Raw genomic sequence first — 22,625 nt, forward strand, 5'->3', positions numbered from 1 at the left:
GCTCGTGCCCCCACCTGCGCCAGCAGACGCCTAGCATGGCGCCTCCCCACACCGCAGGTGCAGTCCCATGCAGCGCATCGCTCTTCTCGGCATCACCGGACGCGCGGGCTCGCGTATCGCCAGCGAACTGCTGGCCCGTGGCCATCGCGTGACCGGCATCGCCCGCAATACCGCCGATATCCCGGCCCAGGCCGGTCTGACCCTGCTTTCGGCCGATGCGGCACGTGCCGAGGCGATTGCGCCATTGCTGGAGGGGCACGATGCCGTCGTCAGCGCAATGCGGTTCGACGGTGGCCCGACGGCCGATGTGCTGCTCGATGCCGTGCGTCAGGCCGGCGTGCGCCGCCTGCTGGTCGTCGGCGGCGCAGGCAGCCTCGAAGTCGCGCCGGGCGTGGCGCTGATCGACACGCCGGACTTTCCCGAGGCTTACAGGCCCGAAGCCGGCGCGGGCCGCGCGTTCCTCGACACCCTGCGCGGCGTCGACGATGTCGACTGGACCTTCGTCTCGCCCGGGGCGGTGTTCGAGCCCGGCACGCGCACCGGTACGTTCCGCATCGGTGGCGATGCCTTGCTGGCGGATGCCGATGGCAACAGCGCGGTCTCGATGGAGGACTACGCGATCGCCTTCGCCGACGAGATCGAGCACCCCGCCCACGTGCGCGAGCGTTTCAGCGTGGCTTACTGATGGCAACGGCGGGACGCGGTACCGGCCGCTACTGGGCGCTGGTATTCGCCGGCGGTCTGATCGAGACGGTCTGGGTAGTCGGGCTCAAAGCGGCGACCACGCCACTGGGCTGGGCGCTGACGATCGGCGCGATCGCGCTGAACTTCGCGCTGCTGATGCGCGCGATCCGCTTCCTGCCGGTCGGTTCGGTCTATGCCGTGTTCTGCGGTCTCGGCGCCGCGGCGTCGGTGATCGCCGAGACCGTGTGGTTCGGCGAGCCGGTGCAGCCGGCGAAGATCGCGTTGATCGCCGTGCTGATCGTCGGCGTCATCGGTCTGAAGCTGGTGACGCCCCTCGCGCCGGGGCCCGACGTGGAGAAGTCGCCATGACCGGCTGGCTTTTCGTGTTCGCGGCCGGCCTGGCGGAAGTGGCCGGCGTGATCGCGATGAACGCGATCAAGCAGCGGCCGGGTGCGCTGGCCTATGCGCGGCTGGTGGCGTGTTTCGGCGTGAGCTTCGGCCTGCTGTCGCTGGGCCTCAAGAGCGGCATGTCGATCGCGATCGCCTACGCGGTCTGGGTCGGCATCGGCACGGTGGGCGCGGTGGTCGTCGGTATCCTGCGCTACGGCGAATCGGCGCGGCCGCTGCGGCTGTTCTGCGTCGCGCTGGTGCTGGCAGCGGTGGTCGGGCTCAAGCTGATCGGCTGAGCCCGCGTCGTCAGCGCGGGATGTCGCGATTGAAGCGCAGCGTGGTGCGGGCACCGTCTTCGGCGGTGATCTGCAGGTCGAGACGCAGCGTGTCCGGGCCGCTGACGCGCGCGACGGCGACATGTTCGACCAGGCCGTCGAGATCGACGGCATCGAAGGTCAGCGTCTGGCGCACGCCGCGCAGGTCGCGCGCATCGCCGGTGATCTGCACCGGCACCGACACGTCGCCGCGTTGCACGCTGACCAGCACCAGCGCCCGGTCGCGTGCCGGCTCGATCGCATAGCGCCGCGCGACCGCCGCGCCCATGTGCGCGGCCGGTACCACGCTCGCCATCACTTCGGCATCGCCGAGCATCGTCTGCGCGGGCATCGCCGCGTTCTGCGCGCTGGTCTGTGCGTCCGCTTCGTTGGAGGGCGCTTGTCCGCAGGCGGTCGCGAGCAACGCGAGTCCGGCGAGGCACAGCGCGCGCGTGATCTCAGTCATTGGCAGCCGACAGTTCGCCGCCGCGACGCGCGGCGTTGGCGATCGCGTCCGCCACCAGCGCGCGCAGCCCGCCGGCTTCGAAGGTCTCGATCGCCGCCTGGGTGGTGCCACCCGGCGAGGTGACGCGACGGCGCAGTTCGGACGGCGCCTCGTCGGACTCGACCAGCATCCGCGCCGCGCCGAGCACGGTCTGCAGCACCAGCGTGCGGGCATCTTTCGCCGGCAGGCCCTGCGCGATCGCAGCGTCTTCCATGGCTTCGGCGAGCAGGAAGATGTAGGCCGGGCCGCTGCCCGATACCGCGGTCACCGCGTCCATCCGCGCCTCGTCATCGATCCACACGGTCTCGCCCGCGCTCTCCAGGAGCGCCTGCGCGCGTGCGCGTCCGGCATCGTCGACGCGCGCATTCGCGAACAGGCCGGTCACACCGGCGCCGAGCAGGGCAGGCGTGTTGGGCATCGTGCGCACCACCGGCACGCCGCCGCCCAGCCAGCGGTCGAGCTGGGTCGCGGTGATGCCTGCCGCGATCGACAGCACCAGCGGCCGCGTGGCCTGGGCCAGGTCGGCCAGCGATTCACAGACCCCGCGCAGCACCTGCGGCTTGGTCGCCAGCACCCAGGTCGCAGCGCCGTCCACGGCCTGCGCCGCGTCGGCGAACGTGTGCACGCCGAAGTCGCGGGCGAGCGCATCGCGGCTGTCGGCGTTGGGATCGACGACGCGCACCGATGCGGCGTCGCCGCCGCGCGCGACCAGGCCGCCGATCAGGCTGCGCGCCATGTTGCCGCCACCGATGAAAACGATGGGTGCGGCAGGGGTGTCGTGGGTATCGGTCATGGCGGCTTCGCAGTCGGGAACGCGTCGATGGTAGCCGACCGTCTGCGTGGTACCGGTCAGCGCGCCGGGCGCGCGCCGAACAAGGCTGAGCCGACGCGCACCATCGTCGCGCCTTCCTGGATCGCCAGTTCCAGGTCGTCGCTCATGCCCATCGACAGCGTGTCGATGGCTGGGTCCTGCCCGGCCACGGTGTCGAACAGCCGGCGCATCCGCGCGAAGGCATCGCGCCGGCGTTCGGGCTCGGCATGCGGGGCGGGAATCGCCATCAGTCCGCGCAAGCGCAGGCTCGGCGCGGCACGGATCGCCGCGACCAGTGCGGGCACCTCGGACGGCGCGCACCCGTGCTTGCTGGACTCGTCGTCGATGTTGACCTGGACCAGCACGTTCAGCGCGCCGCGCGCAGCCGGGCGGTGCGCAGCCAGCGCGTCGACGAGTTTCATCCGGTCCACGGTCTGCACCCAGTCGAACAGCTCGGCGGCCTGTTTGGCCTTGTTCGACTGCAGATGGCCGATCAGATGCCACTCCAGGCCCAGACCGGCCAAGGCTTCGATCTTGCCGGCGGCCTCCTGCACGTAGTTCTCGCCGAACGCGCGCTGGCCGGCGTTGGTGAGCGCGGCGATGGCCTCGGCCGAATGGAACTTGGAGACCGCCAGCAGGCGCGCCTGCACTGGCCGCGCAGCGGCGCGGTCCGCGTTGTGGATCCGCGACATCACGGCGTCGAGGGCGGCACTGGCAGGGGTCGAAGTCACGGGCAACGGGGGCGTCCGGGGCAGTGTGGGTGCGCTGGTTTTGCGCGGGGAATACCGGTCTATACTGCCGCCGGGGACAGGGAGGCGCCAGCCGGGAAGGCTCGTTGCGCGCCCTGCGCGGATCATCATCAAGGGGTGTTGCATGGATATCGCCGAACTGTTGGCGTTCTCGGTCAAGAACAAGGCGTCGGACCTGCATCTGTCCGCAGGACTGCCGCCGATGATCCGCGTCGACGGCGACGTGCGCCGCATCAACATCCCCGCGCTCGAGCACAAGCAGGTGCACGCGCTGATCTACGACATCATGTCGGACAAGCAGCGCCGCGACTTCGAAGAGTTCCTCGAGGTCGACTTCTCGTTTGAGATTCCGGGTCTGGCCCGCTTCCGCGTCAACGCGTTCAACCAGAACCGCGGCGCTGGCGCCGTGTTCCGCACGATTCCGTCGGAAGTGCTGACGCTCGAGGACCTGAACTGTCCGCCGATCTTCCGCCAGCTGATCGACCAGCCGCAGGGTCTGATCCTGGTGACCGGTCCGACCGGTTCGGGCAAGTCGACCACGCTCGCGGCGATGATCGACCACATCAACAAGAACGAATACGCGCACATCCTCTCCGTCGAGGATCCGATCGAATTCGTGCACACCTCGCAGAAGTGCCTGATCAACCAGCGCGAAGTGCACCGTGACACCCACGGCTTCAACGAAGCGCTGCGCTCGGCGCTGCGCGAAGACCCTGACTACATTCTGGTCGGCGAGTTGCGCGACCTCGAAACCATCCGCCTGGCGCTCACCGCCGCGGAAACCGGTCACCTGGTGTTCGGCACGCTGCACACCTCCAGCGCGGCCAAGACCATCGACCGCATCATCGACGTGTTCCCGTCGGGCGAAAAGCCGATGGTGCGCTCGATGCTGTCTGAAAGCTTGCGCGCGGTGATCTCGCAGTCGCTGCTGAAGAAGGTCGGCGGTGGCCGTACCGCGGCCTGGGAAATCATGACCGGCATCCCGGCGATCCGGAACCTGATTCGCGAGGACAAGGTCGCGCAGATGTATTCGGCCATCCAGACCGGCCAGCAGTACGGCATGCAGACGCTCGACCAGCACCTGCAGGATCTGGTCAAGCGCGGCCTGATCACGCGCCCGGCCGCGAAGGAATACGCCAAGGACAAGCGTCTGTTCGAGTGAGCAGACGCGGGGATTTGGAATTCGGGATTCGGGATTAGAAAAAGCCAGGGCTCGCGATCGGGATGGATTCGTTCTTTCGAATCCCCAATCCCCAATCCCGGATCCCGGCTCCAACGGAGCCACCCATGAGCAGCATCGACTTCACCTCGTTCCTCAAGCTGATGGCCCACCAGAAGGCCTCGGACCTGTTCATCACCGCCGGCATGCCGCCGTCGATCAAGGTACACGGCAAGATCTCGCCGATCACCCAGAACCCGCTGACGCCGCAGCAGGCGCGCGATCTGGTGCTCAACGTGATGACCCCGCCGCAGCGCGAGGAATTCGAGAAGACCCACGAGTGCAACTTCGCGATCGGCGTCTCGGGCGTCGGCCGCTTCCGCATCTCGTGCTTCTACCAGCGCAACCAGGTCGGCATGGTGCTGCGGCGGATCGAGACCCACATCCCGAGCATCGAAGAGCTCAACCTGCCGCCGATCATCAAGACGCTGGCGATGACCAAGCGCGGCATCATCATCTTCGTCGGCGCCACCGGCACGGGTAAATCCACGTCGCTCGCGGCGATGATCGGCTACCGCAACCAGAACTCGACCGGCCACATCATCACGATCGAAGACCCGATCGAATTCGTGCACAAGCACGCCGGCTGCATCATCACGCAGCGCGAGGTCGGCATCGATACCGACAGCTGGGACGCGGCGCTGAAGAACACCCTGCGCCAAGCGCCGGACGTGATCATGATCGGCGAGGTGCGCACGCGCGAGGGCATGGACCATGCGATCGCGTTCGCCGAAACCGGGCATCTGGTGCTGTGCACGCTGCATGCGAACAACGCCAACCAGGCGATGGACCGCATCATCAACTTCTTCCCCGAAGACCGCCGCAACCAGCTGCTGATGGATCTGTCGTTGAATCTCAAGGGCGTGGTCGCGCAGCAGCTGATCCCGACCCCCGACGGCAAGAGCCGGCGCGTGGCGATGGAAATCATGCTCGGCACGCCGCTGGTGCAGGACTACATCCGCGAAGGCGAGATCCACAAGCTCAAGGAGGTCATGAAGGAATCGACCAACCTGGGCATGAAGACCTTCGACCAGGCGCTGTTCGAGCTCTACCAAGCGGGCGAGATCTCCTACGAGGACGCGCTGCGTTACGCCGACTCCGCGAACGAGGTGCGGCTGCGCATCAAGCTCGCCCAGGGTGGCGATGCGCGCACGCTGTCGCAGGGTCTGGACGGCGTCGAGGTGGCCGAGGTCCGCTGACTCCCCCCACACGGCGCGTCACCGGATCGGTTCGACGGCTATCCTCCACGTCGGCTGCCGTCAGGCGGCGGAGTCGGACGCGATACCCACACAAAAAGGACGATCCATGACGAAGACAGTAACCCGTTGCCTCCTCGCCACCGCGCTGATTGCGGTTGTACTGCCGGCTGCCCACGCACAGAGTGCGCTCGAGCGCATGCGTGGCCTCGGTGGGGGCAAGGCCCAGACGGTGCTCGATGTCGGCAGCGATGCGCTCAAAGGCCTGAGCCTCACCGATGCCGAGGTCGCCGCGCTGGGCGCAGAGGCGGCCGCCGCCTACGACGCCGAGAATACGGTTGCCGCAGCGAACGATCCGTACGCGCAGCGCCTTGCGAGACTTGTCTCGGGCTGGGAAAACGACGCGGGTCTGTCGCTGAATTTCAAGGTCTACAAGACGCCGGAGATCAACGCGTTCGCTCTACCCGATGGTTCTGTTCGGGTCTACAGCGGCCTGATGGACACACTGGACGATGACGAACTGCGTTTTGTCATCGGCCACGAGATCGGCCACGTCAAGCACGGCCACAGCAAGGCGCGTTTCCGCACCGCCTATCTCGCGCAGGCTGCACGCAAAGGCGTGGCCAGTGCCGACAACGTCGCGGGTGCTCTGGCATCGTCCGAACTGGGCGGGCTGGTGGAGTCGGTGGTCAAGGCCCAGCACTCGCAGTCCAACGAACTGGAATCCGACGGTTACGGTCTGGGACTGTTGCAGCGGGGCGGTTTCGAGCCGCAGGCCGCGGTGACTGCGTTGCAGAAGCTCGACGACGGCGGCCAGAAGGCCGACATGCTGTCCAGTCATCCGGATCCCGCCAGCCGCGCGCGCCGCATCCAGTCGCAGCTCCGCTGAGTTCCGCGCGACGCCCGCGTCCGCCGGGCGTCGCGATTGGGCACAGCGCAACGCTGTGTTGCCCAAGACCGTCACGTCGCAGCGGTATCGTGACGCTGCCTTGCCGCCAATTTGATCCCGTAAGGGAGACAATGGCACGCATTCATTCCTGAAGGAGATCGCTGATGGCCTACACCCTCCCCGAGCTGGGCTACGCGTACGACGCGCTCGAGCCGCACATCGATGCCAAGACGATGGAAATCCATCACACCAAGCATCACCAGACCTACATCAACAACGCCAATGCAGCGCTGGAAGGCACGCAGTGGGCGGACACGTCGGCAGAAGACCTGATCGCCGATCTCGATGCGTTGCCGGAAGACAAGCGCGGCCCGCTGCGCAACAACGCCGGCGGCCATGCCAACCACTCGCTGTTCTGGACGGTGATGTCGCCCAAGGGCGGCGGCAACCCGGTCGGCGATGTCGCCAAGCACATCGACAGCGATCTCGGCGGTTTCGACGCGTTCAAGGAGGCTTTCACCAAGGCCGCACTGACGCGCTTCGGCAGCGGCTGGGCCTGGCTGTCGGTCGACAAGGCGGGCACGCTCAAGGTCGAAAGCAGCGCCAACCAGGACAACCCCCTGATGAAGGGCATCGGCTCGGGCAATACCCCGATCCTCGGCCTTGACGTCTGGGAACACGCGTATTACCTGAACTACCAGAACCGTCGCCCCGACTACATCGCCGCGTTCTATAACGTGGTCGACTGGAACGAGGTCGAGCGTCGTTACCAGGCCGCTGTCGCCGGCTGATCCAGCGCCATTGAGACACCTGCAACGCCCGCCGCTCACACCGGCGGGCGTTCTGCTTTCTGCGTTCAGCGGAGGGCGTCTTCGGGTGCCGGGATGCGATCGACTGCCAGCACGCGACGCTCCGTCGCGAGCGCGATTTCGGCGATTTGCGTGCCCTGCCGGTCGTGCACCCAAGCCATACAGCAGCTCTGGCCGCCGGGTGCGCGGTAACTGCTCAGGAGGTTGACCACGGCGACCTCCACGCAGTGGCCGTTGTAGCGCACGGGAAACGCTGCCGCGTATTCGAAGGTGTAATGCCCGGCGCCGTGCCATGGCCTGGGCGCGTCGCCCGCGCGCTCGGGACACGCGGCGGCCGTGCCGGGGTGCTGCGCGAGTCCAGCAAGGCCCCGGCCGACCGCCGCGAGGAGTGCCGGTGGGTACGCCGTGTCCGCCGGCTGCGGCGCGACGCGATGGCGCAACGCATAGCGCACGCGCACCACGTCCTGCGCCGTGGGACCGGCGAAAGGACGGGCGAGGGTGATCGTGTCCTCGGCGTAGACGCTGTCGCGATAGACGACCAGGACGCGGCCATCGAGGGCGATGAGGTCGAATGCCTGGTCGCCGCCCCGGCCGTTGATCGAGAACGTCATGTGGTCGCGCGCGTCGGCATCGTCGAGCGCCGTCAGCGGGCGCGCGAAGCCGTCCGGTCCCTGACGGATCAGCTCGATCTGCGAGAACAGTCCGGTGCCACCGACATAGGTGTCGCGGACGAGGTCGAGACGGCCGTCGCTGTCGAGATCGCGCCGGCGGGCCGGGCGTTGCGCGGCAGACAGTCTGCCAGCGGCTCGCCATGTTCGTCTTCCAGGGTGACCTCGATCTCGATGCCCTCCCCATACCGGAGGGTCGAGACGACGGCCTCCACAGGATCGGCCGAACCGGTGGCGGCGGCGTCCAGGATCGCCTGACGCAGCCTGTCGACGGGCTGCTCGGCGCCCAGTGCCGTGGCGGGCAAGAGGGCGAGCGCCGCGATCAGCAGCGCACGCAATCCCGCGGGGCTCATTGCGCGGCGCGTCGAAGCGCGACCGCCACCGGGCAGTCCGGCCGGTGCGCGCCGGGGAGGTAGCCCAGGCTCATCAGGAATTCGCCAGTGATCTCGCCGCCGGTGAAGCGGAAGGTCTTCTTGAACAGCTTGACCCACGAGGCCTTGTCCCGCGGCGCGCCGTTTTCGGTCGCATGCGCGTCCAGCCATTCGACGAACCCCCCATGGGAGTCACGCAGGCCCTGGATCACTTGCGCGTTGTGGATCGCCGCATCCACCTTGAGCCGGTTGCGGATGATCGAGGCGTCGCCGAGCAGGCGCGCGCGATCCGCTTCGCCATAGGCGGCGACCGTGTCGACGTCGAAGCCGTCGTAGGCCGCGCGGAAGCCGCTCCGCTTGCGCAGGATGGTTTCCCAGCTCAGGCCGGCCTGGTTGATCTCCAGCAGCAGGCGTTCGAACAGCACGCATTCCTCGCGCTGCGGGAAGCCGTACTCGGTGTCGTGGTAGGGGCCGTGGACCGGATGGCCGGGGGCGATGTCGCAGTAGCCGCTCATCCACGCAGCATAGGGCGCGTGGGCAGGCGCCGCCATCGGGTGCGACCCGGGTTGCGGCTTCCACGCACCGCGGGTCACCATGCGGCGTCGCCCTTGCCGGATCCGTCGATGGAAATCGCCCACCGCCGCGTTGCCACCGTGCACTTCACCCTGTCCGACGACAGCGGCCAGCGCATCACCAGCACCCGCGGTCACGATCCGCTGGTCTACATGCACGGCAACGGCTCGATCATCGTCGGGCTGGAAGAAGCCCTCGAAGGCAAGAAGGCTGGTGAGCACTTCACCGTGGACATCCCGCCCGAGCGCGGATTCGGTCCGCGCCACGACAGTCTGGTGCAGACGCTGCCGCGCACGATGTTCAACGGCAGCGCGACGCCCGCGGTTGGCGAGAAGCTGCGCGCGCAGACCGAGAAGGGGCCGCTGGACGTGATCGTCACCGCGCTCGACGACAGCCAGATCACCGTCGACGGCAACAACCCGCTGGCCGGACGCACCTTGCGCGCCGAAGTGGAAGTCGTCGGCGTGCGGGTCGCGACACCCGACGAGCTGCAGTTCGGGCTCTAGTCGGCAGCGCCTGCTGCGCGGACGCGATTCCTGGCGTCATTCACTCCCGGTGCGGGCTCGCGAACACACCTCGGCAGCCTGCGTACACCCGGTTGGCTAGAATGGGCGCATGTCGTTCTTCGCCAACCACATGCTGGTCGCGCTGCCTGCGCTGCAGGATGCCCACTTCACGCGTGCCGTCGCGCTCATCTGCCAGCACGATGAAGACGGCGCGATGGGCGTGGTGATCAATCGTCCGTCGGAGTACACCTTCGGCGAGCTGCTGGACCAGATGCACATCACGCTGCGTGACGAGCGCCTGCGCGACCACCGCGTCCTGGCAGGCGGCCCCGTGCATCCCGAGCGCGGCTTCGTGCTGCATGACGGCCCGGGTGGCTGGGATTCGAGTCTGGAGATCGGCGAGGGCCTGCACGTGACCACATCGCGCGATGTGCTCGAGGCGATGGCGGCCGGCGAAGGTCCCGAACACGCGACCCTGGCGCTCGGCTGCGCCGGCTGGGGCAAGGGCCAGCTGGAGCGCGAACTCACCGAGCACAGCTGGCTGACCGTGCCAGCCGACCCGCAATTGATCTTCAACACTCCCCTCGACGCGCGCTGGCAGGCCGCCGCCGGGCGCATCGGCGTCGACATGATGCATGTCGCCAGCCACAGCGGACGCGCATGAGCGATCCCGCGCCCCCCGCGATCCGCCGCGATGGCACGGTGCTCGGCTTCGATGTCGGCTCGCGCCGGATCGGCGTGGCGGTCGGCAGCGCATTCGGCCACGGCGCGCGCGCGCTCGCGGTGATCGACGTGCATGGTGAGCAGATCGACTGGCAGGCGGTCGACCGCTTGCAGAAGGAGTGGCGGCCCGACGGCATGATCGTCGGCGATCCGCTGACGCTCGAAGGCGGCGATCAGCCGGCCCGGGCGCGCGCGCATGCGTTCGCGCGCGAACTGCGCGTGCGTTACCGGTTGCCCGTGGTGCTGGTGGACGAGCGCGCCAGCTCGATCGAAGCCGCGCAGCGCTTCGCGCTCGATCGCGCGGAAGGTCGCCGCAAGCGTCGCGATGCGGCGGCGCTCGATGCGGTGGCGGCCGCGGTGATCGTCGAGCGTTGGCTGGCAGCGCCTGGCGACGGCATACCGGTCTGAGGCCGGCCCGCGGCGGTCGGCCGCGGATCCGTGTGCGCTACGGGGCTCGGCGCGCGAACTGCAGGTACTGCCCAGCCGTTTGACAATCGCCTCGTTCCGGCCGCGCACCGCAGCCGCTCCACACGGCACTCGCCGCATCCGCGTCGCTGCGGGACAATGTCGCTCCCGCCGCTGCCTGTGTACCGCGATGATGTCCGCTCCTGATGCCCAGATCGACGCGACCGGCCGCCTGCGCCATCTGCTGACGCTCGAGGGGCTGCCGCGTACGACGCTCGAAGGCCTGCTCGACCGGGCGCAGACGATGGTCGATGCCGGGGAGGTCAATGCACGGCTGGCCGGCATCGCGGTGTGCACGTTGTTCTTCGAACCTTCGACGCGTACGCGTCTGAGCTTCCAGCGCGCCGCCCAGCGCCTCGGCGCCGACGTGCTCGGCTTCGACGCCTCCACCTCGTCGACGACCAAAGGCGAGACCGCGCTCGACACCTTCCGCAACATCGAGGCGATGGGCGTGCGGGGCTTCGTCGTGCGGCATTCGGATGACGGTGCCGTGGCCGCGCTCGCCGCGGCTGCCGCGCCGGACACCGCGCTCATCAACGCCGGCGATGGACGCAGCGCGCATCCGACCCAGGGCCTGCTCGACATGCTGACCCTGCGCCAGGCGAAAGGCGGCGACTTTTCGGGGCTCAAGGTCGTGATCGTCGGCGATGTCCGCCACTCGCGCGTTGCGCGCAGCGATCTGCATGCACTGCGCACGCTCGGCGCCGGCGAGATCCGCGTCTGCGGACCGGCATCGTTGCTTCCGGACGCTGCGTTGCTCGCCGGCTGCACGATCTCGCACGATTTCGATGCCGCGCTTGAAGGCGTCGACGCGGTGATGATGCTGCGCCTGCAGCGCGAGCGCATGGCCGAAGGGCTGGTCGATTCGCTCGAGGACTACCACCGCGACTACGGCCTCGATGCGCGACGCTTGCGCCGCGCCGCGCGCGACGCGGTCGTCTTGCATCCCGGCCCGATGAACCGTGGGGTCGAGATTGATGACGATGTGGCCGACGGCCCCCAATCGCTGATCCTGCGACAGGTCGCCAATGGCGTCGCTGCGCGCATGGCGGTGCTGGAGACGCTGCTCGGCTGAGCGGCCAGACCTTCGCGATTCCGGTATCGTGCGGCGTCCCCGAGCCGCGCCCAGATGATGTCCGCATACGATCCCGATGCCTCCCTGCCGGCGCAGGCCGCCGCAAGGCCCGCGCTTGCGCTGACCCCGCGCCAGCTGGTGATGATGGGGCTGGGCAGCGCGATCGGCGCCGGCCTGTTTCTCGGGTCCGGCGTCGGTATCCAGACCGCCGGCCCCGCGGTCCTGGTGTCCTACATGATCGCCGGCGCACTGGTGATCGTGGTGATGCACGCGCTGGGCGAGATGGCTGCCGCCAAGCCGGCCAGTGGCGCGTTCTCGGTCTACGCCGCCGACGCGATGGGCCCGGTCGCCGGCGCGACCGTCGGTTGGTTGTGGTGGCTGCAGGTGGTGATCGTGATCGCCGCCGAAGCGGTCGGTGCGGCCGGATTGCTGGCCTCGATCTGGCCATCGTTGTCGGTGCCCGGCCTCGCCTTGTGTTTCATGGTGCTGTTCACGGCGATCAACCTGCTGGGCGTGCGCAACTTCGGTGAGTTCGAATTCTGGTTCGCAATCCTCAAGGTCCTGGCGATCCTGGCGTTCATCGCGATCGGCGTGGCGCTGGTCGCCGGCTGGCTGCCGGCGGTGGTCTCGCCGGGCCTGTCGAACCTGCTGGGCCCCGACGGCTTCGCGCCACGTGGCTGGGCCGGCATCGGCGCGGCGCTGCTGGTCGTGGTGTTCGCCTTCGGTGGTACCGAGATCGTCGCGATCGCGGCGGCGGAAACCAGCGACCCGGCGAAAAGCCTCGCGCGTGCAATCCGCACCGTCGCCTGGCGCATTCTCGTGTTCTATCTCGGCTCGATCGCGGTGATCGTTGCGGTGGTGCCGTGGAACAGCCCGGCGCTGGCGTCACCATTTGCCGCGGTGCTGGAGATTGCGCGGATTCCCGGCGCGGCGACCGCGATCACGTTGGTCGCGGTAATCGCGCTGCTGTCGGCGCTCAACGCCAATCTCTATGGCGCGTCGAGGATGATCTGGTCGCTCGGTCGCCGCGGCGATGCGCCGGCGATGCTCGGCCGCAGCGACCGCCGCAATGTACCGATCGCGGCGGTCTTCGCCAGCGTGAGCTTCGGTTTTGCCGCGGCCGCGCTGGAACTCGCATTTCCGCAGCGGGTGTTGCCGCTGCTGCTGAGTGTCGTCGGGGCGACCTGCCTGCTGGTCTGGACGCTCGCATTGATCTCGCAGTTCATCCTGCGCCGCCGCGCGGATCGCGCGCACACGCCGTTGCCGTTCCGGATGCGTGCGTTCCCTGTGCCGACGCTCGCCGCGTTGGCGGTGCTCGCGGTGATTTTCGCGATGCTGATCGCATCGCCCGACACGCGCGCGCAGTTCCTGTCGATGGCCGCGCTGACGCTGGCCATCGCCGGACTCAACGCGCTCGCGCAGCGCCTGCGACGGGCGCCGCCGGCAGGCTGAGGCGCCTCAGCGCCGCTGCGCGAACAACCAAGGCCACAGCGCCTCGGTGCGATAGGCCGCATCCCAGCTGTTGTGGTTGGCGTCTGGGAATTCGGTGTAGCGCACGTCGGCGCCGGCATCGCGCAGCGCGGCGTGCATGCGGCGCGATTGTTCCGGCGGCACGACGTCGTCGAGCGCGCCGTGGAAGATCCAGCTCGGAATCGCGCGCAGCTGACGCGCGGCATCGGCGAACGGATCGGCCGCGGATTGCGTGGACTCGACATACAAGGTGTCCAGATCGGGCCGCGTGCCGGGCGGGGTGATGCCGCCGCACACGGGGACCAGCGCGGCGAAGCGTGCCGGCTCACGCAGCGCCAGCGACCAGGTGCCGTAGCCGCCACGCGACATGCCCGTCAGCGAAGTCCGCCTGCGGTCGCCGTCGAACTCGTCGGTTGCCGCATCGAGTGTCGCCAGTGCCATCGTCGCGGTGTCGCCTTCCCAGGACTCGCTTTCTGGCGACTGCGGAAACACCACCAGCGCCGGGAAATCCGCCGCATGCGCGCGCACGTACGGCCCGAGTCCGGCCTGGATCTGCTTCTCGCCATCGTCGCCGCGTTCGCCGGAGCCGTGCAGGAACAGCACCACCGGCAACGGACGCGGTAGCTGTGCCGACGGTACGAAGACCTGGTACGCGTAGCGGCGCCCGTTCGAGGTCAGCTCGCGGCGCACGAAGCTGCCGGGTGACGTGGTGGAAGAGGGGAGGGCGCTTACGCAGCCCGCCAACATGGCAGCGCCGCCGGCAAGGGCGAGGCCGCGCAGCAGGCGGCGGCGCGTATGAGAATCGGGCTGATGCATCGCGCGTCTCCAATGATTTGATTGAACGGATTATGGAAGTTCGCGTGCGACGCCGTGAATGGTCGGACTGGATGCCCGGCCAGCGCCCGGCGCTATCAGCCTACAGCGCGTGCTCCGGTTCGACGTTGCGCGAACAGCCATTGCCAGAGTGCTTCGCTCCGATAGGCCGCATCCCAGCTGTTGTGATCGGCATCGGGGAACTCGGTGTAGCGCACGTCGCGCGCGCCTGCAGCCGTCAGTGCATTGGCCATGCGGCGCGATTGTCGCGGGGGCACGACATCGTCCCTGCCGCCGTGGAAGATCCAGGTCGGCATCCCGCGCAGGCGCGCCGCTGTAGCGGCGAAAGGATCCGCTGCGCCAGCCACGCTATGCGCGCGCAGGCCCGGACTCGGATCATCCCAGTCGACCGTGATACCTCCGCAAATGGGCACCAGAGCCGCGAACGTATCCGGTCGTTGCAGCGCCAGCTCCCAAGTGCCGTACCCGCCCATGGAGATGCCACTCAGATAGATCCGGTCGGGATCCACTTCGAACGCCTGACGCGCCAAGTCGAGCGCCGCGAGCGCGATCGGTCCGCCCCGATCCGTCCATTCCATGTCGTCGGGGATCTGTGGAAACACCACCAGCGCCGGGAAATCCGCTGCATGCGCGCGTACGTACGGACCGAGGCCGGCCTGGATCTGCTTCTGCCCATCGTCGCCGCGCTCGCCCGAGCCGTGCAGGAACAGCACTGCCGGCAATGGACGCGGCAGTTGCGCCGACGGCACGAAGACCTGGTAGGCGTAGCGGCGGCCGTTCGAGGTCAGCTCGCGCCGCACGAATCTGCCGGGTGACGTCGTCGAGGAGGGAAGGGCGCTTACGCAGCTCGACAGCATGGCAGCGCCGCCGGCAAGGGCGAGGCCGCGCAGCAATTGGCGTCGGGCGGTACTGGACATGCGCTCACTCCGTATGGGTCAGGCGAAGGTCCACAGGCCCAGCGCCAGCAGGTGCAGGACGACCATCGCGAGGAACACCTTACGGTAGGCGGGCTTGGCGCGTTTGTGGCGCAGCAGCTGCTGCGCGAGTCCTGCGGCGGGCCAGCCGCCGAGCAGTTCGAGCAGATGCAGATGCGCCTCGGGCGTGCGCCAGCGGCCGCGCTGCGCGGCGTGTTTGTCGAACGCATAGGCGGCTGCAGTCAGGACATTGAATCCGGCCAGCGCGGCGAGCGCAAGGTGCGGCAGGCGTCGGGAGACGACCCCGGCACCGAGCAGCGCGCACCAGATGACGATCGCGATCAGCGGGCCGCGCGTACCGCCTGCAGGTGTAGATGCCGGCGCACGCGCATCGCGGGGCTTCGACGCGGCGCGCGCAGTGCGTGGTGTCTGCGTTGAGCCGACCGCGGCCACGTGCACCGCGCGCCAGCGTCCATCGGCCTGCTGCTGCGGCGTATAGCGCACGCGTGTGCCGACGTCGGGCCGTGCGCCGCTGCGGTCGAAATCGCGGACATGGAAGAAGACGCGATCCGGATCACCGGCAGCGGCGTCCTCGGGCGTGATGAAACCGAAGCCGCGCGCGTCGTCCCAGCGTTCGATCCGGCCGAATCCGGCGCGTGCGCGCATCGTCGTCGCCTCAGCGCAGCATGATCGCGGTGGCAAGGCCGAGGAAGCTGAAGAACCCCACGATATCGGTGACCGCGGTGACGACGACGGTGCCGGCGACAGCGGGATCGACGCCCATGCGCTTGAGCAGCAGCGGCAGCAAGGTGCCGGCGAGTGCGGCCGAGCAGAAGTTGATCACCAGGGCGGCGAAAATCACCAGTGACAACACCCAGTCGTGGAACCACACCAGCGCGACGAGGCCGACCAGACTGCCGATCAACAGGCCGTTGATCAGTGCGACGCGTAACTCTTTCCACAACAGGATGCGCGCATTGCTCGCGCCGACCTGGCCTAGCGCGATGCCGCGCACCATCAGCGTGAGCACCTGCACCGCGGCATTGCCGCCGATGCCGGCGACGATCGGCATCAACACCGCGAGCGCGACGATCTGCTCGATCGTCGCTTCGAAGCGGCCGATGACGAACGCGGCCAGGAACGCGGTGCACAGGTTGATGCCCAGCCACACCACGCGACCGCGCACGGCGCGCTTGATCGGCGAGAACAGATCCTCGTCTTCGTCGAGACCGGCGGCGGACAGCGCCTGGTGCTCGGCTTGCTCGCGGATGATGTCGATCACGTCGTCGACCGTGATGCGGCCGAGCAGGATGTTGCCGTCGTCGACGACCGGCGCCGAGACCCAGTCGTTGTCGGAGAACTGGCGCGCGACCTGCTCGGCAGATTCGCCGACATGGATCGAATCGAGCTCGTCGTCGATCAGCTTGTTGATCGGCGTGCCGGGTTCGCGCGTGACCAGATCCTGCAGCGCGACCCAGCCCGCCAGCTGATGGCGGCGGTTGACGACGTACAGGTGATCGGTGTGCTCGGGCAGTTCGCCGCGCAGGCGCAGGAAGCGCAACACCACGTCGACGGTCGTGTCCGCGCGCACCGTGACGACATCGGGATTCATCAGGCGGCCGGCGGTGTCCTCGGGGTAGGAGAGCACCTGTTCCAAGCGCTCGCGATTCTCGCGATCCATCGCCCGCAGCACTTCGTCGATCACCGCATCGGGCAGGTCCTCGACGAGATCGGCGAGGTCGTCGATGTCGAGATCCTCGACCGCGGCGACGAGCTCGTCGGCATCCATGTCCGCGATGAGGCTTTCGCGCACCTCGTCGCCGACGTGGACCAGCACCTCGCCGTCGTCTTCGGGATCGACCAGGCCCCACACGACCATGCGCTTGTCGTGCGGCAGCGATTCGAGGAGGTTGCCGATCTCGGCCGGTGCGAGCGTATTGACCAGCCGGCGCACCGGTCCGAGTCGACCGCTGTCGAGCGCATCGGACAACAGACGCAGCTGACGCGCGGTCTTGTCGGGGCGGACGGCTTCGGCCATGGAGAGCTCCGTTGCGCGTCGCGACAGTCTCGGCGCGACAGGGGGTCAGGTGTGCATCGCGGCATTATCCGGGAAAGCGGATGTCCTGCGCCATCGTCCGCATGCCGGATCGCAGGTGCGCTTCATCGATGCAGGCGATGCGCCGTGTCGAACCTCAGTCCGCGCCGTACACCGGTTGCATCGCATCGAGCCAGCGTTCGATGCCGGCGCGGTCACGCGCACGCAGCAACGCGGGCGCGCGGGCGCGCAACTGGCCGAGATCCAGGGCGCGGATCGCGCGTCGCACTTCCAGCAGGGGCGAGGGGTGCAGGCTCAGCTCTTCGATCCCGAGTGCCAGCAGCAACGGGGTGAAGCGGGCATCGCCGGCAATTTCGCCGCAAATGGAAGTGGGCATGCCGCGGGCACGGGCAACGCGCACCACACTGTGCACCAGTCGCAAAACCGCCGGATGCAGCGGCGAGTACAGATCGCCGAGCGCGTCGTTGTTGCGGTCGGCCGCGAGCAGGTACTGCACCAGATCGTTGGTGCCGATAGAGATGAAGTCGAGATCGCGAGCGAAGGTCGGCAGCGCGATCGCCGCCGACGGCACCTCGATCATCGCGCCGAGCGCGAGTCGTGCGGCGGTTTCCCGACCCTCGCGGGCCAGGTCCCGCAGCACGCGCGTGAGCATCTGCCGCACCGCGATGACTTCCTCGCGGCCGCTGACCATCGGCACGAGAATCCGCACCGGCCCGTAGCCGGAGGCGCGTGCGATCGCGCGCAGCTGGGTTTCCATCAGGCCGCTACGCGCCATCGACAGCCGCACGCCGCGCAGGCCGAGCGCGGGGTTGGGCTCGTTGCGCAAGGCCAGGCCGCTGTTGTCGGCCTTGTCGGCGCCGATGTCGAGGGTGCGGATCGTCACCGTGCGTCCGGTCATACCGAGCACCAGATCGCGATACGCACGGAACTGCGCGTCCTCGTCCGGCACCTCGCGGCCCTGCAGGAACAGGAACTCGGTGCGGTAGAGGCCGATGCCGGCCGCGCCGAGTGCATGCGCTTCGGCGACGTCCTCGCGCGATTCGGCATTCGCGTACAGGCGGATGTCGACACCGTCGAGGGTCTTGCTGGGTTCGCGACGCAGGCGCCGCAGTTGCTTGCGCTCGCGCTTCTCCTCGCGCAGGCGGGCGCGGTAGACACGCAGGTCGGTCGGGCCAGGCTCGACGACGATCTCGCCGGTGCCGCCATCGATGACCAGTACGTCGCCGTCGTTGACCGCGCTAAGCGCCTGCGGCGCATTGACGATCAACGGCAGGTGCAGGCTGCGGGCGAGGATCGCCGAGTGCGACAGCATGCTGCCGCCCGAGGTCACGATGCCGAGCACGCCCTGCGCATGCAGTTGGCCGATCTCCGAGGGTGCGATCGCATCGGTGACCAGGATTTCGCCAGCGACGCCCTGCAGTTCCGCCTCGTGGTCATGCAGCGCTGCGTGCACCCGTCCGATGACGTGGTCGATGTCCTCGATGCGGCTGCGGAAATAGGCATCGTCCATGCCTTCGAACACGGCTGCCAGCCGATCGCGTTGCAGACGCAGCGCATAGTCGGCGCCGTAGAGCTCCGAGCGGACGAGTTCGTCCAGGCCCTGCAGCAGTTCGGGGTCTTCCAGCAGCAGGGTGTGCAGGTCGAGGAATTCGCCGACCTCGTGCGCCAGCGCGCCATGCAGCTGGTCGCGCATGGCGCGGATCTCGCTGCGTACCTGTTCGATCGCGGCATGCAGTCGCGCCAGTTCGGTTTCGGCGTCGCCCGGCGCGATGCGCGCCTCGGCGACTTCAAGCGCATGCGGCTCGCGCACGCGCGCCCGGCCGAGCGCGTTGCCACGGGAGGCGCCCTGTCCGTGGAGGCCCTGCCGCATCAGCCCTCCTCGTCGAACCTGCGCTCGAACAGCGAGGCGGCTGCCTCCATCGCGGCGGCTTCGTCCTCGCCATCGAGCCGCAGCACCACCTGGGTCCCGTGACCGGCTGCCAAGAGCATCACGCCCATGATGCTCTTGGCGTTGACCTCACGGCCCTTGGCGACGAGGGTGGCATTGCAGCGGAAACCCGACAGCGCCTGCACGAGCTTGGCGGTCGCACGGGCGTGCAGCCCCAGCTTGTTGGCGACGAGCAGTTCGCGTTCGATCATCGGGAAGTCCTGGTACAGCGCGGGGGAAAGAGGGAAAAGCGTTGCGGCTCAGGCATCGTCGAGCAGAACGCCGTTGCGGGCGCCCGCCGCGGCCGTGGCCGGCAGTTCGTCGAGCGCCTGCTCAGGATAGTTCATGACCCGCAGCAGCATCGGCAGACTCAGGCCGGAGACGCGCCGGGCCGGCGTGCCCAGACGCGCGAGCTGCGCGGCGACGTTGCTCGGGCTGGCACCGTAGAGATCGGTGAGAATCAGCACGCCATCGCCCCCGTCGACGCGGCGCATTGCCGCACTTGCGTGTGGCAATGCCGTATCGGGATCCGCGTCGAACGGCATCTCGAACACGTCCGTCTTCAACGGAAGCTGCTGCATCAGACGGGTCGCCACCGCGAGCATCGCGGAACCGATTCCCTCGTGGGTCAATAGAAGTACGCCGACGGCCATCCGTGGACGTTAGCAGAGCAAGGGGATCGCCCGGAAGCGTCGCGCGCGCGATGTTGCATCCGGACCGGCGTCGCTGCGATGCCGCAGGTGTTCAGTCGATCTCGCGATGATAGGTCGCCACATCGCGCCACCCCTGTTCGCGGGCGTGACGGGCCAGCGTTTCCGCCAGGTACACCGAGCGGTGCCGGCCGCCGCTGCAGCCGAAGGCGACGGTCACGTAGCTGCGCGTATCACTGCGCAGCCGCGGCAGCCAGTTGCCGAGGAATTGCGAGACCTGGGCGATGAACTCGCCGACGTCCGCCTGGCCTTCGAACCAGGTGCGCACGTCGGCATCGCGGCCCGATAGCGGACGCAGCCGCGGATCCCAGTGCGGGTTCGGCAGGGCGCGCGCATCGAAGACGAAGTCGGCATCCGCCGGTACGCCGCGCCGGTAGGCGAAGGACTCGAACAACAGCGAGACCGACTGGTCCTGGGCCAGATCGAGTTCGGTGACGATGCGCCTGCGCAACTGGTGGACGTTGAGGTCGCTGGTGTCGATGACGGTGTCGGCCAGGCTGCGCAGCGGACGCAGCAGACCGCGTTCCAGCGCGATGGCATCGGCGAGCGACAGGCCTGCGCGGCTCAGCGGATGCCGGCGGCGCGTGTCGGCGAAGCGGCGCAGCAGCACCTCGTCGCCGGTTTCGAAGAACACCAGGCGCGGGTCGAGGCCCAGGGCGCCGACATCCGACAGCCAGCCCGGCACCTTCGACAGATCGGTGTGGCGGTTGCGCACGTCGATGCCGACCGCCAGCCGACGCGGCGGTTCGTCGGCGCGGGTGAGGTTGGCGACGAAGTCCGCGAGCATGCCCGCGGGCAGGTTGTCGACGCAGTAGAAGTCGAGATCCTCGAGCGTCCGCAGCGCAACCGACTTGCCGCTGCCCGACAGGCCACTGACGACATAGAACAGCGGTGGCGCGGTGTCCGCCATCAGGCGCCCCGCTCGAGGAACTGCGAATGCCGGGCGAGAAACGCCGCGGCGGGATCGAGCCCCTTGGTGCGCAGGATGTGGATGCGCGTGGCTGCCTCGGCCAGGACCGCCAGGTTGCGTCCGGGCATCACCGGCAGGGTGATCAGCGGCACGTCGAGATCGAGCACGCGGCGCACGCCCAGGTCGCCGGTCAGGCGCACCATGCCGTCGCCATCGCCGGCCATCGTGTCGGCATTGGGCCGGCTGAGATGGATGATCAGGCGCAGATATTTGTTCCGCTTCACCGCGGTGTCGCCGAACATCTCGCGGATGTTGAACACGCCCAGGCCGCGCAATTCCAGCAGGTCCTGCAGCAGTTCGGGGCAGGTGCCGTCGAGCACGTCGGGCGCGATCTGGGTGAACTCGGGCGCATCGTCGGCCACGAGGCGGTGACCGCGGGTGATCAGTTCCAGCGCCAGCTCGCTCTTGCCGGAACCCGATTCGCCGGTGATCAGCACGCCGATCGAATACACCTCCATGAAGACGCCATGCAGGGTGATCCGCGGCGCGAGTTGCCGCGCCAGGTGGTACTGGAACAGGTTCAGCAGCTCATGGCCGCGGTTGGGCGACGTCCACAGGGGTGTCTGCGATTCGTCCGCCGCTTCGCGCAGATCCTCGGGGCAGGGCTGGTCCTTGCTGATCACCAGTGCGAGCGGCCGGTACTGCATCACGCGCTCGATGGTTTCCCAGCGCAGGCGCGAATCCAGACCGTCGAGCCACGACAGTTCCTCGGTGCCGAGGATCTGCACCTTGTTGGGATAGATGATGTTGAGATAGCCCGCGAGCGAGGGCCGGCGCGCGATGGTCTCGACCGATTCGAGCACCTTGCGTCCACCGTGCTGGCCCGCGAGCCAGCGCAGCCCGAGGCGCTCATGCAGCAGCGCGAACAGCTCCTGGGCCTGGATGCTGGCGTTCACGCGCGGGCCGCGTCGGTATCGGCGCGCGGGGTGATTTCGAGCAGCAGGGTGCGCAGCCGGGCGAGATCGCGCGCGGCCCGCAGGTCGTCGCGGAAGTCGGCACTGGAGAAATGTTCGACCAGACCGGCGAGCGTCTGCAGGTGCTGTTCGACCTGGTGGTCAGGCACGCACATGGCGAACACGAGATCGACGGGCTGGCCGTCGGTGGCATTGAAATCGATCGGATGCGAGAGCCGCAGGAACGCGGCGCGCGGTTCGCGGAACGCGGTGCTGCGTGCGTGCGGGATCGCGACGCCGCGACCGATGCCGGTACTGCCCAGCTGCTCGCGCTCACGCAGGGCGTGACCGAGCAGCGGGGTCAGTGTCGGGGAATTGCCGGCGAGCAGCCGCGCGGCGGAGTCGAAAACGACATCGCGTGAACCGGGCGCGACCAGCATCACGATGCGGTCGGCCGATAGCAGATCGGAAAAAGACATGCCGCGCGGTGCCCCGAAGGCAATTCGTGGGAGCAGCAGCCTAGCCGAAAGTCCCGTCGCGTGCAGGGTTCTCGCCGCGATGGTGGTCGACGACCTTCTTGCGATGCTTGACCAGCAAACGGTCGACTTTGTCGGCGAGCTGGTCGATCGCAGCGTACATGTCGGCCGCCGTCGCGTCGGCGTGCAGGGTTTTGCCGGCGATGATGGCGGTGGCCTCGGCCTTGTGGATCAGCTTTTCGACACTGAGCTGGACACGCACATGCAATGGCTGATCAAAGTGCTTGGCCAGCTTCTGGAACTTGGTGTCCACCTGGTCTCGCAGTGCAGGCGTCACCTCGAGCTGGTGGCCATGGGTCTCGACATGCATCGGCAACCTCCTTCAACGGTTCGGGAAGGACCCGTCCGCGATCGACGCGGGCGATCGG

General features: G+C 68.3%; 29 protein-coding genes. 12 read left to right on the forward strand and 17 right to left on the reverse strand.

The window, feature by feature from the left end:
* Nucleotides 1-67: 67 nt before the first annotated feature.
* Genes J2X52_RS07560 through J2X52_RS07570 form a run of 3 tightly spaced genes read left to right on the forward strand, consistent with a single transcriptional unit; the run spans nucleotide 68 to nucleotide 1,370 of the window.
* Nucleotides 68-685, forward strand: coding sequence for an NAD(P)-dependent oxidoreductase (locus J2X52_RS07560; protein ID WP_310150963.1), 618 nt, complete (start codon nucleotides 68-70; stop codon nucleotides 683-685).
* On the forward strand, nucleotides 685-1,053 hold the full coding sequence (locus tag J2X52_RS07565) for a multidrug efflux SMR transporter (RefSeq protein WP_310150967.1): 369 nt from the start codon (nucleotides 685-687) through the stop codon (nucleotides 1,051-1,053). The genes J2X52_RS07560 and J2X52_RS07565 overlap by 1 nt, the downstream gene beginning before the upstream one ends.
* On the forward strand, nucleotides 1,050-1,370 hold the full coding sequence (locus J2X52_RS07570; RefSeq protein ID WP_310150969.1) for an SMR family transporter: 321 nt from the start codon (nucleotides 1,050-1,052) through the stop codon (nucleotides 1,368-1,370). The genes J2X52_RS07565 and J2X52_RS07570 overlap by 4 nt, the downstream gene beginning before the upstream one ends.
* A gap of 10 nt (nucleotides 1,371-1,380) precedes the next feature.
* On the opposite strand, the gene J2X52_RS07575 is transcribed toward J2X52_RS07570, so the two are convergent.
* The 3 genes from J2X52_RS07575 to J2X52_RS07585 are packed head-to-tail and all read right to left on the reverse strand — an operon-like array spanning nucleotide 1,381 to nucleotide 3,396.
* A complete protein-coding gene (locus J2X52_RS07575) occupies nucleotides 1,381-1,854 on the reverse strand; it encodes a DUF4426 domain-containing protein (protein ID WP_310150971.1) in 474 nt (157 codons plus the stop codon).
* Complete coding sequence (gene proC / locus J2X52_RS07580; RefSeq protein WP_310150974.1) at nucleotides 1,847-2,686, reverse strand: pyrroline-5-carboxylate reductase; 840 nt, start codon at nucleotides 2,684-2,686, stop codon at nucleotides 1,847-1,849. The genes J2X52_RS07575 and proC overlap by 8 nt, the downstream gene beginning before the upstream one ends.
* A gap of 56 nt (nucleotides 2,687-2,742) precedes the next feature.
* Nucleotides 2,743-3,396, reverse strand: coding sequence for a YggS family pyridoxal phosphate-dependent enzyme (locus tag J2X52_RS07585; protein WP_310151226.1), 654 nt, complete (start codon nucleotides 3,394-3,396; stop codon nucleotides 2,743-2,745).
* A 181-nt stretch (nucleotides 3,397-3,577) separates the two neighbouring features.
* Here J2X52_RS07585 and J2X52_RS07590 point away from each other — a divergent pair, with 181 nt between their 5' ends.
* The 4 genes from J2X52_RS07590 (at nucleotide 3,578) to J2X52_RS07605 (ending at nucleotide 7,548) form a co-directional block, all read left to right on the forward strand.
* Nucleotides 3,578-4,615 carry a type IV pilus twitching motility protein PilT gene (locus J2X52_RS07590; RefSeq protein WP_232137070.1) on the forward strand — a complete coding sequence of 346 codons (1,038 nt, stop codon included), beginning with the start codon at nucleotides 3,578-3,580 and terminating at the stop codon, nucleotides 4,613-4,615.
* 125 nt (nucleotides 4,616-4,740) lie between these two features.
* A complete protein-coding gene (locus tag J2X52_RS07595) occupies nucleotides 4,741-5,871 on the forward strand; it encodes a PilT/PilU family type 4a pilus ATPase (RefSeq protein WP_310150980.1) in 1,131 nt (376 codons plus the stop codon).
* A gap of 106 nt (nucleotides 5,872-5,977) precedes the next feature.
* Complete coding sequence (locus J2X52_RS07600) at nucleotides 5,978-6,757, forward strand: M48 family metallopeptidase (RefSeq protein WP_310150982.1); 780 nt, start codon at nucleotides 5,978-5,980, stop codon at nucleotides 6,755-6,757.
* Between the two features lie 164 nt (nucleotides 6,758-6,921).
* Nucleotides 6,922-7,548: a superoxide dismutase gene (locus J2X52_RS07605; protein ID WP_310150985.1), complete on the forward strand. Its 627-nt coding sequence runs from the start codon at nucleotides 6,922-6,924 to the stop codon at nucleotides 7,546-7,548.
* Between the two features lie 65 nt (nucleotides 7,549-7,613).
* Here J2X52_RS07605 and J2X52_RS07610 read toward each other — a convergent pair whose 3' ends face one another.
* The 3 genes from J2X52_RS07610 to J2X52_RS07620 form a co-directional block, all read right to left on the reverse strand.
* Nucleotides 7,614-8,177 carry a hypothetical protein gene (locus J2X52_RS07610; RefSeq protein ID WP_310150988.1) on the reverse strand — a complete coding sequence of 188 codons (564 nt, stop codon included), beginning with the start codon at nucleotides 8,175-8,177 and terminating at the stop codon, nucleotides 7,614-7,616.
* Nucleotides 8,178-8,245: 68 nt separating this feature from the next.
* Nucleotides 8,246-8,587 carry a hypothetical protein gene (locus tag J2X52_RS07615; protein WP_310150991.1) on the reverse strand — a complete coding sequence of 114 codons (342 nt, stop codon included), beginning with the start codon at nucleotides 8,585-8,587 and terminating at the stop codon, nucleotides 8,246-8,248.
* A complete protein-coding gene (locus J2X52_RS07620; protein ID WP_310151228.1) occupies nucleotides 8,584-9,120 on the reverse strand; it encodes a DNA-3-methyladenine glycosylase I in 537 nt (178 codons plus the stop codon). The genes J2X52_RS07615 and J2X52_RS07620 overlap by 4 nt, the downstream gene beginning before the upstream one ends.
* A gap of 108 nt (nucleotides 9,121-9,228) precedes the next feature.
* Between J2X52_RS07620 and J2X52_RS07625 the strand changes: the two genes are divergently transcribed.
* The 5 genes from J2X52_RS07625 (at nucleotide 9,229) to J2X52_RS07645 (ending at nucleotide 13,399) form a co-directional block, all read left to right on the forward strand.
* Nucleotides 9,229-9,684, forward strand: a complete 456-nt coding sequence (locus tag J2X52_RS07625) for a peptidylprolyl isomerase (protein ID WP_310150994.1) — start codon at nucleotides 9,229-9,231, stop codon at nucleotides 9,682-9,684.
* A gap of 109 nt (nucleotides 9,685-9,793) precedes the next feature.
* On the forward strand, nucleotides 9,794-10,348 hold the full coding sequence (locus J2X52_RS07630; protein WP_310150996.1) for a YqgE/AlgH family protein: 555 nt from the start codon (nucleotides 9,794-9,796) through the stop codon (nucleotides 10,346-10,348).
* Complete coding sequence (ruvX, locus tag J2X52_RS07635) at nucleotides 10,345-10,815, forward strand: Holliday junction resolvase RuvX (RefSeq protein ID WP_310150999.1); 471 nt, start codon at nucleotides 10,345-10,347, stop codon at nucleotides 10,813-10,815. The genes J2X52_RS07630 and ruvX overlap by 4 nt, the downstream gene beginning before the upstream one ends.
* A 190-nt stretch (nucleotides 10,816-11,005) precedes the next feature.
* A complete protein-coding gene (locus J2X52_RS07640) occupies nucleotides 11,006-11,947 on the forward strand; it encodes an aspartate carbamoyltransferase catalytic subunit (protein ID WP_310151001.1) in 942 nt (313 codons plus the stop codon).
* A 57-nt stretch (nucleotides 11,948-12,004) separates the two neighbouring features.
* Nucleotides 12,005-13,399: an amino acid permease gene (locus J2X52_RS07645; protein WP_310151003.1), complete on the forward strand. Its 1,395-nt coding sequence runs from the start codon at nucleotides 12,005-12,007 to the stop codon at nucleotides 13,397-13,399.
* A gap of 6 nt (nucleotides 13,400-13,405) precedes the next feature.
* Here the strand turns inward: J2X52_RS07645 and J2X52_RS07650 are convergent, their stop codons facing one another.
* The 11 genes from J2X52_RS07650 to raiA all read right to left on the reverse strand — a co-directional run bounded on the left by J2X52_RS07650 (nucleotide 13,406) and on the right by raiA (nucleotide 22,567).
* The gene (locus J2X52_RS07650; protein WP_310151006.1) at nucleotides 13,406-14,233 is read right to left on the reverse strand and encodes a prolyl oligopeptidase family serine peptidase; all 828 of its coding nucleotides are present in this window, start codon (nucleotides 14,231-14,233) and stop codon (nucleotides 13,406-13,408) included.
* Between the two features lie 95 nt (nucleotides 14,234-14,328).
* On the reverse strand, nucleotides 14,329-15,168 hold the full coding sequence (locus tag J2X52_RS07655) for a prolyl oligopeptidase family serine peptidase (protein ID WP_310151010.1): 840 nt from the start codon (nucleotides 15,166-15,168) through the stop codon (nucleotides 14,329-14,331).
* Nucleotides 15,169-15,186: 18 nt separating this feature from the next.
* Entirely contained in the window at nucleotides 15,187-15,831 is a 645-nt protein-coding gene (locus tag J2X52_RS07660; protein ID WP_310151013.1) for a DUF1294 domain-containing protein, read from the reverse strand.
* 10 nt (nucleotides 15,832-15,841) lie between these two features.
* Nucleotides 15,842-17,203 (reverse strand): magnesium transporter, encoded by a 1,362-nt coding sequence (mgtE, locus tag J2X52_RS07665; protein WP_310151014.1) that lies wholly within the window; start codon nucleotides 17,201-17,203, stop codon nucleotides 15,842-15,844.
* Nucleotides 17,204-17,357: 154 nt separating this feature from the next.
* Nucleotides 17,358-19,091: a phosphoenolpyruvate--protein phosphotransferase gene (ptsP, locus tag J2X52_RS07670; protein ID WP_310151017.1), complete on the reverse strand. Its 1,734-nt coding sequence runs from the start codon at nucleotides 19,089-19,091 to the stop codon at nucleotides 17,358-17,360.
* Nucleotides 19,091-19,360, reverse strand: coding sequence for an HPr family phosphocarrier protein (locus J2X52_RS07675; RefSeq protein ID WP_310151019.1), 270 nt, complete (start codon nucleotides 19,358-19,360; stop codon nucleotides 19,091-19,093). The genes ptsP and J2X52_RS07675 overlap by 1 nt, the downstream gene beginning before the upstream one ends.
* Nucleotides 19,361-19,408: 48 nt before the next feature.
* A complete protein-coding gene (locus J2X52_RS07680) occupies nucleotides 19,409-19,801 on the reverse strand; it encodes a PTS sugar transporter subunit IIA (protein WP_310151022.1) in 393 nt (130 codons plus the stop codon).
* 91 nt (nucleotides 19,802-19,892) lie between these two features.
* Nucleotides 19,893-20,768 carry an RNase adapter RapZ gene (rapZ, locus tag J2X52_RS07685; RefSeq protein WP_310151026.1) on the reverse strand — a complete coding sequence of 292 codons (876 nt, stop codon included), beginning with the start codon at nucleotides 20,766-20,768 and terminating at the stop codon, nucleotides 19,893-19,895.
* Entirely contained in the window at nucleotides 20,768-21,724 is a 957-nt protein-coding gene (gene hprK, locus J2X52_RS07690; protein ID WP_310151028.1) for an HPr(Ser) kinase/phosphatase, read from the reverse strand. The genes rapZ and hprK overlap by 1 nt, the downstream gene beginning before the upstream one ends.
* Nucleotides 21,721-22,200, reverse strand: coding sequence for a PTS sugar transporter subunit IIA (locus J2X52_RS07695; RefSeq protein WP_310151031.1), 480 nt, complete (start codon nucleotides 22,198-22,200; stop codon nucleotides 21,721-21,723). The genes hprK and J2X52_RS07695 overlap by 4 nt, the downstream gene beginning before the upstream one ends.
* A 40-nt stretch (nucleotides 22,201-22,240) precedes the next feature.
* Nucleotides 22,241-22,567 carry a ribosome-associated translation inhibitor RaiA gene (raiA, locus tag J2X52_RS07700; protein ID WP_310151033.1) on the reverse strand — a complete coding sequence of 109 codons (327 nt, stop codon included), beginning with the start codon at nucleotides 22,565-22,567 and terminating at the stop codon, nucleotides 22,241-22,243.
* Between the last annotated feature and the right edge of the window lie 58 nt (nucleotides 22,568-22,625).

This window comes from Luteimonas sp. 3794 (assembly GCF_031456825.1).
Classification (GTDB): domain Bacteria; phylum Pseudomonadota; class Gammaproteobacteria; order Xanthomonadales; family Xanthomonadaceae; genus Luteimonas.